The organism is Thermosynechococcus sp. OHK43, from assembly GCF_014466085.1.
Taxonomy (GTDB): domain Bacteria; phylum Cyanobacteriota; class Cyanobacteriia; order Thermosynechococcales; family Thermosynechococcaceae; genus Thermosynechococcus.
Genome location: NZ_JACOMP010000042.1, coordinates 1 through 9,489, shown reverse-complemented (window position 1 = coordinate 9,489; position 9,489 = coordinate 1). Strand labels below are relative to the sequence as shown.

7 protein-coding genes and 1 tRNA gene are annotated in these 9,489 nt (G+C 54.3%); 5 read left to right on the top strand and 3 right to left on the bottom strand.

Going from position 1 to position 9,489, the window contains the following annotated elements; translation table 11 throughout:
- The coding region (locus H8Q75_RS01925) for a hypothetical protein (protein WP_297040008.1) at positions 1-530 on the top strand (530 nt) is incomplete at its 5' end.
- Here the strand turns inward: H8Q75_RS01925 and H8Q75_RS01920 are convergent.
- Complete coding sequence (locus H8Q75_RS01920; RefSeq protein ID WP_024124953.1) at positions 507-2,744, bottom strand: heavy metal translocating P-type ATPase; 2,238 nt, start codon at positions 2,742-2,744, stop codon at positions 507-509. The two genes, H8Q75_RS01925 and H8Q75_RS01920, sit on opposite strands and share 24 nt — an antisense overlap.
- 253 nt (positions 2,745-2,997) lie before the next feature.
- Between H8Q75_RS01920 and H8Q75_RS01915 the strand changes: the two genes are divergently transcribed.
- The 3 genes from H8Q75_RS01915 to H8Q75_RS01905 all read left to right on the top strand — a co-directional run bounded on the left by H8Q75_RS01915 (position 2,998) and on the right by H8Q75_RS01905 (position 4,310).
- On the top strand, positions 2,998-3,120 hold the full coding sequence (locus tag H8Q75_RS01915; protein WP_024124955.1) for a hypothetical protein: 123 nt from the start codon (positions 2,998-3,000) through the stop codon (positions 3,118-3,120).
- A gap of 268 nt (positions 3,121-3,388) precedes the next feature.
- A complete protein-coding gene (locus tag H8Q75_RS01910) occupies positions 3,389-4,171 on the top strand; it encodes an ABC transporter permease subunit (protein ID WP_024124956.1) in 783 nt (260 codons plus the stop codon).
- 67 nt (positions 4,172-4,238) lie between these two features.
- Positions 4,239-4,310 (top strand) — tRNA-Thr (locus tag H8Q75_RS01905).
- A 4-nt stretch (positions 4,311-4,314) separates the two neighbouring features.
- Here H8Q75_RS01905 and H8Q75_RS01900 read toward each other — a convergent pair.
- Together H8Q75_RS01900 and trxB are read right to left on the bottom strand one after the other, a co-directional pair.
- Positions 4,315-5,070 (bottom strand): sulfite exporter TauE/SafE family protein, encoded by a 756-nt coding sequence (locus H8Q75_RS01900; protein WP_297039998.1) that lies wholly within the window; start codon positions 5,068-5,070, stop codon positions 4,315-4,317.
- Positions 5,071-5,089: 19 nt separating this feature from the next.
- Positions 5,090-6,451 (bottom strand): thioredoxin-disulfide reductase, encoded by a 1,362-nt coding sequence (gene trxB, locus H8Q75_RS01895; protein WP_024124958.1) that lies wholly within the window; start codon positions 6,449-6,451, stop codon positions 5,090-5,092.
- Positions 6,452-6,564: 113 nt separating this feature from the next.
- Between trxB and smc the strand changes: the two genes are divergently transcribed.
- On the top strand, positions 6,565-9,489 hold a 2,925-nt coding region (smc, locus tag H8Q75_RS01890), incomplete at its 3' end, for a chromosome segregation protein SMC (RefSeq protein WP_297040011.1).

Below are 9,489 nucleotides of genomic sequence, written 5' to 3'. Positions count from 1 at the left end.
GTCTTACTTCTATGGGTCTGGGTGTCGTTGATTTGCCGACATTTTGCCTTGAGGGCACGGTTGAAGAGATCTTTTACAAGAAAGGACTGCCCAAGGTCGTGATTTTGAAAACCCTCACGGGAACAGTCTGGATCAAGCTGGAAAAATCGCTACGACGCGAATTAGCACAACTCCCCAAGGTGGGCGATCGCCTGCGGCTAGAAGGCACGGTCAAGGATAAGTACGATGGCTGGGTCAAGCAATACCAGGCAGACCATTTAGAATTTTTAGCAACGGCTCAAGCCACAGTGGCAAGGGGTTCTCAGCCCTGTAGGGTGCTCATTTGTCAAAAATCCGCCTGCTGTCGCCGGGGCGCCAAGGAACTCTGGCAAGAACTAGAGGCCCAACAGCTCCCCATTACCCTGAAAGCGACAGGCTGTATGGGGGAATGCAAACGGGGACCAGCGGTGGTTGTCCTGCCCCACAAAAAGCGGCTCACCCGTGCCAATGCCCAACAGATTCGCGAGCTAGTTTGCTCGAGTGAGGCTTAGGGAATTCAGAACAACGGCAATCGAACTGATGGCCATACAAGCGGCCGCAAGTCCGGGCGTGAGACTGAGTCCCCACAGGGGTAACCCAACACCGGCTGCAATGGGTAGACCGACGATATTGTAGGCTACTGCCCAAAAAAGATTCTGCTGAATTTTGCGGAAGGTGGCACGGCTGAGGGCCAGCACGGTGAGCACATCCTCCAGATGATTGCGGGTGAGGATAATATCTGCTGCTTCAATGGCCACCTCTGTACCAGTGCCAAGGCTAATCCCCACCTGAGCTGCCGTCAGAGCGGGGGCATCATTCATGCCATCCCCAACCATCGCCACTGTTTTGCCCTTGGTTTGCCACTCCTCAATGAGGGCTAGCTTTTGCTGGGGTTGCAGATCTGTGTGGATATTGGCTGGGAGTAGGCCGAGGGGTTCTAGGAGTTGTTGGGCTGCTTTGGCGGTGTCGCCCGTGAGGACATGAATCTCATAGCCTTGGGCTTGCAGGGCTTGAATGGTGCTCACTGCCTCTGGGCGCAGGCGATCGCGAAAGGTTACCACCGCCATCAGCTGGCGATCGCAGGCCAAGGCCACATGGGTTTCTACCGCTAGGGAAGGGCAGTCAATACCCTGATCACGCAGCCAACTGAGGCGGCCCGCTTGATAGTGATGCCCCTCAATCCAACCGCTCATCCCCAGTCCAAGGGCAGTTTCCAGCCCAGTCACCGTTGCTAGTTCTGTTATCTGGTTTGTCGCAGCCCATGCCTTCTGAATCGCCACTGCAAGGGGATGGCGACTCTTGTGCTCTAGGCTGGCCAGTAGGTAGAGGACGGTTTCTAAGGAGGACTGCCCGTACAGGTGGATCTCTGCAACTTCGAGTTCACCCGTTGTCAGTGTGCCCGTCTTGTCAAACACAATCGTGTCCAACTGTTGAGTGCGCTCGAGAACATCGCCACCGCGAATAATTAAGCCTTTGGCAGCGGCATGACTGGTGCCCACAAGAAGGGCGATCGGAGTGGCAAGGCCAAGGGCACAGGGACAGGCAATCACCAGCACACTTAAGGCCAGCTTTAGGGGCAATAGGGACGTGTGATTGGTTATTTCTGGGAAGACATGGGGGGCGATCGCACTCCAAAAAACGGCGGTGCCTGCCGCTAAGAGCAACACTCCATAGCCAAAATAGCCAGCCACCACATCTGCCATTTGCTGCACCGGTGCTTTGCGATTTTGTGCCTGCACCACGAGCTCTAAAATCTGTCCCAAAAATGAGGCACGGCCACAGCGTTCTACCCGTAGGGTAACGGCAGCACCAACATTGCGACTGCCCGCTAGAACGGATGCCCCCACGCCTTTGACTACCGGTAGAGATTCCCCCGTGAGCATGGATTCATCCACCAAGGTTTCCCCGGTCACAATGATGCCATCGGCGGGAAAGGGTTCTCCAGCATCCACCCACAGCCAGTCTCCCACCTGGATACGACTGACGGGAATGGGCCAGCGATCGCTAGCGGTCAAACTCGGTTGCCATAGGGCCTGTTTTGGCTGCAGGGCGAGGAGCGATCGCAAGTCCCGTTGCGCCTGTTGACGTACTTGTTGCTCCAGCGATCGCCCCAGCAAAATAAAGCCAAGGATCATCACCGGTTCATCAAAGAAACACTCCCACCCCAAGGCCGGCCACAGCCACGCCACCGTACTGGTGAGGTAAGCCCCCAAGGCGCCAAGAGCCACCAGCGTATTCATATTCGGGCACCCTTGGAGGAGGCCGATCATCCCTTGCCGCAAAATCTCCCACCCCGGCAGGACAAGGGCAATCGTCGCTAGCCCCCAGTGCCAGATCATGGCTTCTAACATGGACCAGTGCCCCGGCAGCAGATCAATCCCGTGGCCGACGCTGGAGAGAATAAGGAGTATAAAGGCGATCGCCAACCTTGGCAAAGAGGTTTCCTCAGAGGCCGTGGGCAGTTCCAAAAGGGCATTGGCTTCTGCAAGGGTGGCTTGAAAGCGGCCTTGGTTTAGGGTCTCAACAATAGCGATGGGGGTTGTCTTATTGGGGGAATAGGTGACAACGGCGGTTCCCGTCACTAGATTCACTGCCGCAGCATCTACGCCCGGCTGCTCTTTTAACTGATTTTCCAGCGATCGCACACAGCCAGCACAACGCAAGCCGCTCACCCGCAGAATTGCCACCTCAGGGGCTTGGGAATCAAGACTTGAACTTAGGGACACGTCAACCCTCTCCAAAGAGAACTACGTTAAATTACGTTAAATCTCCTAACTGCGTCCCCACCGCCTATTGTGGCACGTTGGTTCTGAGATGTCAGAGATCAGGGGAAGCTATCCTAAAGGAATACAGTTTTCACTAGAGATACAAGCAATGGTAGCTGCCAAGGAGACGGGCGATCGCTATTTCACACCAGAAGAATCCTTTAAGAATACTTTGGCTGGACAGAGCAGCAGTTGGCAGGGCATGAGCTAATTCATGGTCGTGTCTATACGCCCTGCCAAAGTGCTCTTGCTCGCAACGGCAGCCCACGATCGCGGCAAAAGGTTTGATCTCTACCGCCGCAACCCCGACGTCGTGGATTGTGTGCTGGCTAGCTGAGAGGAAATGGCAATCGACATCTATCCATCTATCCAAGAAACAAAGAAATGAAGTGGGGGATTGCTGCTACGCTGCTACCGCGCTGGCGATCGCCTCGAATCGAGAGGCATGATCTCAGGGTGCCCCTTGAGCCCTTTGATAAAGATACTGACCTCTCTCTCCCGGCAGTAGGTACCACCGTAAAAGGGTGAACGACTTTTCCGGTGGACGTCGAAGCTATCAAAATAGGTATTCTTTGAGAGGAGAGTAAATTCAAGGAGTACCAGACATGTTACCGCTAACGGTGAGTCGCCTCTGGACAATTAGCCGTAATGTTTTCAATGAAACACTGCGAGAGCGGGTTCTTTACGTCACTGCTGTTTTTGCCATTGGCCTAGCTTTAGCGATTGTGATTTTGGGACAGGTCTCAGCAGGAACCCAAGACAAAATTAGCCTTGATGTGGGGATGGCAGGAATTTCCCTCTTTGGCTTGCTGATTGCCGCCTTTGTTGGGGGTGGTTTGCTCAATAAAGAAATAGAAAAGCGCACGATTTTGGTGATGTTGGCGAAACCCATCAGCCGTGCGGAATTTATTATTGGCAAACATTTGGGCTTATCGGCGGTTCTGCTAGTACTGGTAGCACTGATGACGCTAATTCTGTTTATTCTCATGAGCTTGAATCAGTTTGCCTATCCCACTGGTCCTTTGATAGTGAACTCTTTCTACATTGCGCTGCAACTAGCCCTCCTGACGGCAGCCGCTTTGCTTTTTGGTAGTTTCACCAGTTCCTTGATTGCCACGCTCCTAACCGTGGCACTGTACTTTATGGGGCACTTTAGCCAAAACTTGGTCATCCTCAGCCAAAAGATAGAGAGTGACACCGTACGGCAACTGATGCAGTTTCTCTATCTGATCTTTCCCGATTTATCCCGCTTGGACTTTAAGAATACGGCGGTCTATGGAATGCTGCCGTCTGTACCGGAACTTGTGGCCAATGCCTTTTATGGCGTGATTTATACGGTGGCCCTGCTGGCGATCGCCACCTGGATTTTCTCTCGTCGCAACTTTTAGCAAAAACTCGCAGCCCATTTGTTCAATTGTTCCCTCAATGGGCTATGATAAAGCTCTGGGAATCTTTGCCCGTGTAGCTCAGTGGTAGAGCACACCCTTGGTAAGGGTGAGGTCACGAGTTCAATCCTCGTCACGGGCTTTGTTTAAGGCTGTTGCAGCCAATAGTTGATCGCCAACACGAGGGCCAAAAGCACGACCGTCCAGCGTAACAGCACGGGGTCGACCGCGCGGGCAAATTTACCCCCTAGCAATCCGCCAACAATGGTGGCGATCGCCATCCCCCAAGCCACCGGCCACACTACCTCCCCAGACACAACGAAAAATGCAGCAGCAGCAACATTGATCCCAAAGGCCAAAATTTGCTTCAAGCCATTGAGGCGCCTCAAGCTTTCCCCGAGAACAACGCCCAGCACCGCTAGCAAAATCACACTCAAGCCGGCACCAAAATAGCCACCATAGACCGCCGCCAGAAATACAAGGGGAATGGCTCCCACTTCAGACCTGTCTGGAACACTGATCCGCTGCAATAACCAGGCCCGCACCTGCTCCTGAACCCCCAAGAGAACAGCGGCCAAAAGCAGCAAATAAGGAATTAGGGCATTGAACAGTGCCTCGTTGGTGTGCAGCAGTAACATTGCCCCCGTCATCCCCCCGGCCACTGCCGTGGGAAAGAGCCAACCAAGGCGCCGTTGCTGACCCTTGAGCTCTTGATATTGGGCCACTGTCGCTCCCAAGTAACCGGGAACCAAGGCAACGGTGCTGGTGAGATTGGCAACCACTGGCGGCAAGCCGATCGCCACCAAAGCTGGAAAACTAATCAGTGTTCCCCCACCAGCAATAGCATTGACAAAGCCCGCCACCAGGCCCGCAACGGTAAGGAGCCCAATCTCGCTGATCATACCCCTGAGTGCGTAGAGGCTAGGAAAGGTAGCGTTGGATAGTCTCGCGGTACTGACTCTTGGGTTTCATGCCAACAATTACCTCTAGGAGTTCCTTATTTTTGAAAAGTTGAATTGTGGGGGTACTGGTCACCCCCGCTTGCTCGGCGATCGCGCTGTCCTCAGTGATGTCAATTTCAATAAGCTGTACTTTGCCGTCGAATTCCTCCACCAATCGATCCAAAATGGGCTTGAGAGTATGGCACGGGCCACAGGTGGGGGAAACATATTTCACCACCAGGAGGCGATCGCTTTCGTGGAAGAGTTTGCGCAAGGCATAGCTACCCCGATGTTTAATGGCATTGGGATCAAACTCCTGTTCTGGCGAGGCAGTGGGTTTCGTGGTTGCTGCGGGCTGGGTCGCCGTTGCCGTTTGGTGAAACTCCTGAATGAGCCCCCGCGCTGAGAGCCAACGTTCTGCATCAAGGGCTGCCATACAACCACTGCCTGCTGCTGTTACGGCTTGGCGGTATTCATGGTCTTGAACATCCCCAGCAGCAAAGACCCCCTCCACATTCGTTTGTGTCCCATGGCGAGTGACGATATAGCCGACGCTATCTAGCTCCAGAAAATCCTTGAACAGTTGGGTATTGGGGGTGTGACCAATAGCATAGAATAAACCCCGCACCGGCAAGAGGGATTCTTCCCCTGTGGCTTTATTGATCATCCGCAAACCCGTCATTAAGTTGCCATCGCCAAGGATTTCCCGTGCTTCGGTTTGCCAGTGAACTGTAATTTTAGGATTGGCAAACACCCGATCCTGCATGGCCTTACTGGCTCGCATTTTGTCACTACGCACCAGAAGATGCACGTGGGAGCCATACTTGGTGAGATAAACTGCTTCCTCTGCCGCACTATCGCCGCCGCCAATCACCGCTAACTCCACATCCTTGAAAATGGGCGTTGCGCCATCACAAATGGCACAGGCGGACACGCCCTTCGTCCAATACTGCTCTTCACCGGGCAAATGGAGTCGTTTGGCCGTGGCGCCCGTACAGATAATCACGCTGTGGGCATAGACTTGCCGCTCCGCTGAGCTGATGAGAAAGGGGCGTTGACTAAAATCCACCTGAATCACATCTTCAGTCACCATTTCCGTGCCCCAGCGCTCCGCTTGCGCCTTCATCCGTGCCATCAGTTGTGGCCCTTGAATACCTTCGGGAAAGCCGGGAAAGTTTTCCACTTCAGTCGTGGTCATAAGTTGGCCACCGGGTAGCCCCCCAATTTGATAGCCCTCAAACATAAACGGTTTCAGGTTGGCACGGGCAGCATAGATAGCTGCCGTGTAGCCCGCAGGACCAGAACCAATAATGACAACGTTTTCAATCCGTGGCGGTGTCATGGCTAAAATAAACTCGAAACGATTATGAGTTATTTAATTTTAGCTTGATTTTCCGCGGCAAACAAGGGGAGCATCTTTGGGCATAATGAAACGGTTGGGCACGCTCCTTGGCTGTGTACATCAAGCAGTTAGAACTCACGAATTTTAAGTCCTTTGGCGGCACCACTGTGATTCCGCTGCGGCCAGGGTTTACGGTCATTTCTGGCCCCAATGGCTCAGGGAAGTCGAACCTTTTGGATGCTTTGCTCTTTGCCCTTGGCCTTGCCGGTTCCAAAGGGATGCGGGCAGAACGATTGCCAGATTTGGTGAACCATAGCCAAACGCGGCGCAGCCATAGTGTTGTTGAAACGCGAGTCACAGTGACATTTGCACTGGATGCTGAAACGGAATGGCGGGTAACACGGCGACTGCGGGTCACTCAGCAGGGCACCTATACCTCGACCTACGCGGTGAATGATCAACCCTGCACCCTGAATGAATTGCACGATCAGTTACAGGCGTTTTGTATCTATCCCCAAGGCTATAACGTGGTCCTGCAGGGGGATGTCACTAACATCATTTCCATGAATGCCAAGGCACGGCGGGAAATCATTGACGAATTGGCGGGGGTGGCGGATTTTGACCGCAAGATTGCCCAAGCTCGCGAAAAATTAGATACGGTCAAGGACCGCGAAGAACGCTTCCGCATTGTTGAGGGGGAGTTGATTCAACAGCGCGATCGCCTGCAACGGGATCGGCTGCATGCCGAAAAATATCAAGCCCTACGATTAGAACTGCAAGAGCGAGAGCAATGGCTACTAGTGCGCCAATGGCAGGCCCAGGAAGAGCAAAAAGTGCAACTACAAGCACAGCTCCAGACTCTACAACAGGAGCAAACCCAGCGCCAAGGCCAACTGCAACAAAAGGCACAGGAGATGGCAGCGGCAGCGGTTACCCTAGAACACCTCAATCAACAGGTGAAAGCCCTGGGCGAAGAAGAGTATCTCCGCCTCCAAGCAACGTTAGCGGATCTCCATGCCCAACAGCGCCAATGTCAACGCCAGCAAACCGCCTACCAACAGCAGCAAGAACAGTTGGCAGAACAACTCCAGCAACGGCAAGCCCAGTACCACCGTCAACAGGCGCAGCACCGGCAACTTGCTGAAGAGTTAGCACAGCAACGGGGCGATCGCCCCCCCTTCGTTACAGCGGTTGCCACCAGCCAAGCCGCCCTCGAGGCCCTGCGGCAGCAAGCTCAGGAGTTGAATACAGCCGCCCAAGCTTGGTTTCAGGAACACAGTCAGCGGCGGCAGCGGATTGACACCCTGATCCATGAACTGGAACCCAGTCGCAGTGAGTTGTCTCGCCTTCAGGAGCGATCGCAACAATTGCGGCAGCGACAGGGGGAGTTGTGCCAAGCGGCCACCACCTTAGAAGCACAACAATTGGAATTGCAAGACGCTCTAGCAAAAGCTGCGGCAGCAGTCAAACAACAGGAGCAGCAACTGCAGACCCTTGCCCAGCAACTCGCTGCAGCACAGCAACAATTGAGCCTCACAGAAGCAACCTATCAACGCCTTGAGCGAGAACAGCGCCAAAAGCAGCGGGAGCTCGATCAATTGGAAGCACGGCAGCAGGCGGTTCAGGAAACCCAAGGCAGTTTTGCAGCGCAGCTCATTTTAAGTGCGGATCTCCCCGGCGTGTTTGGGCTGGTGGCACAGCTCGGCCAAGTGGACCCCCGCTATCAACTGGCCTTGGAAATTGCAGCTGGAGCGCGCCTAGGCAATATTGTTGTGGCAGATGACAGTGTAGCAGCGGCAGCGATCGCCCTCCTCAAGCGGGAACAGGCAGGTAGAGCCACGTTTTTGCCTTTGAATAAGATGGCACGTCCCAAGCCCCTCTCTCCCATTGCCTTGGCGGGTTGTATTGACTATGCGTTAAATCTCGTGACCTTTGAGCCGCAATATGCCCCCATTTTTGCCTATGTGTTTGGCAGTACGCTGGTCTTTGAGAGCCTTGAGGCGGCGCGACAATACCTAGGGCAATATCGCATGGTCACGCTCGAGGGAGATTTGCTGGAACCCTCAGGGGCAATGACTGGGGGCAGCCAGCGTCGCACCAATGCCCTCCGTTTTAATCAGGGCATCCCCCCCCAAGAGTCGGCAGAAGTCCAACAGGTGCGCGATCGCCTTGGGGAATTAGAAGGCCTGTTAGATCGCCTCCTGCAGGAGCGCACCCACAAACAAGGGAGAGTGAATGAGTTGAACCAAGCCCTCAGTGAAGTCCGCCACAGCCATCGCGATCGCCAGCGGCAATGGGAGCAACTTCAGCAACAACAGCAGCACCTGAACCGCCAGCAAGCAGAGTTAGAGCGCCAGCAGCAGTACCTTAGCCAAGAGTTAACCGCAGCCGAAACTGAACTCACTCAGCTACAGGCTCGCCTTCCTCAACTAGAAGCAGAACTTGCTGCAGAGCGCCTTGCCCTCAATGCCCTTGAAGCCAATCCTAGCCATCAGCAGTGGCAGCAGGTTCAGGCACAGCTTCAAGCACAGGAAAAAATCCACGCGGATCATGTGGCCGCCCTGCAAGCCCTAGATCAAGCCTTGGGCGATCGCCACCGTCAACTAGAGCAACTGGAACGAGACCTCACACAAACAGAGCAGGAGATTCAGCGACTGCGCCAAGCCCAAGGGGAGATGCTCTGTCAACAGCAGGCCCTCGATCAAACCCTTGGTGACCTAGCGACACAAGTTCAAAAGACCCAAACTGCCCTGAGGGAGTTGGACACCCGCCTTGGCCACCTCAAGGGCGATCGCGATCGCCACGAGTACCAACTGCGGCAGCAGCAAAAGAACTATCAGCAACTGGAATGGCAATACCAAAAAGCCAGCGAAACCCTGACCACCCTGCAAGCACAACTTCAGGAATTGAGTACCATTGAGCCACCTCCCTTACCGCAGCCATTGCCGGAAGTACCCGCTGACCTCTCCCTTAAAGACATTCAACAGCAGTGCCAAGCCCTAGAAAAACAGCTCCGCACCATGGAACCAGTCAATATG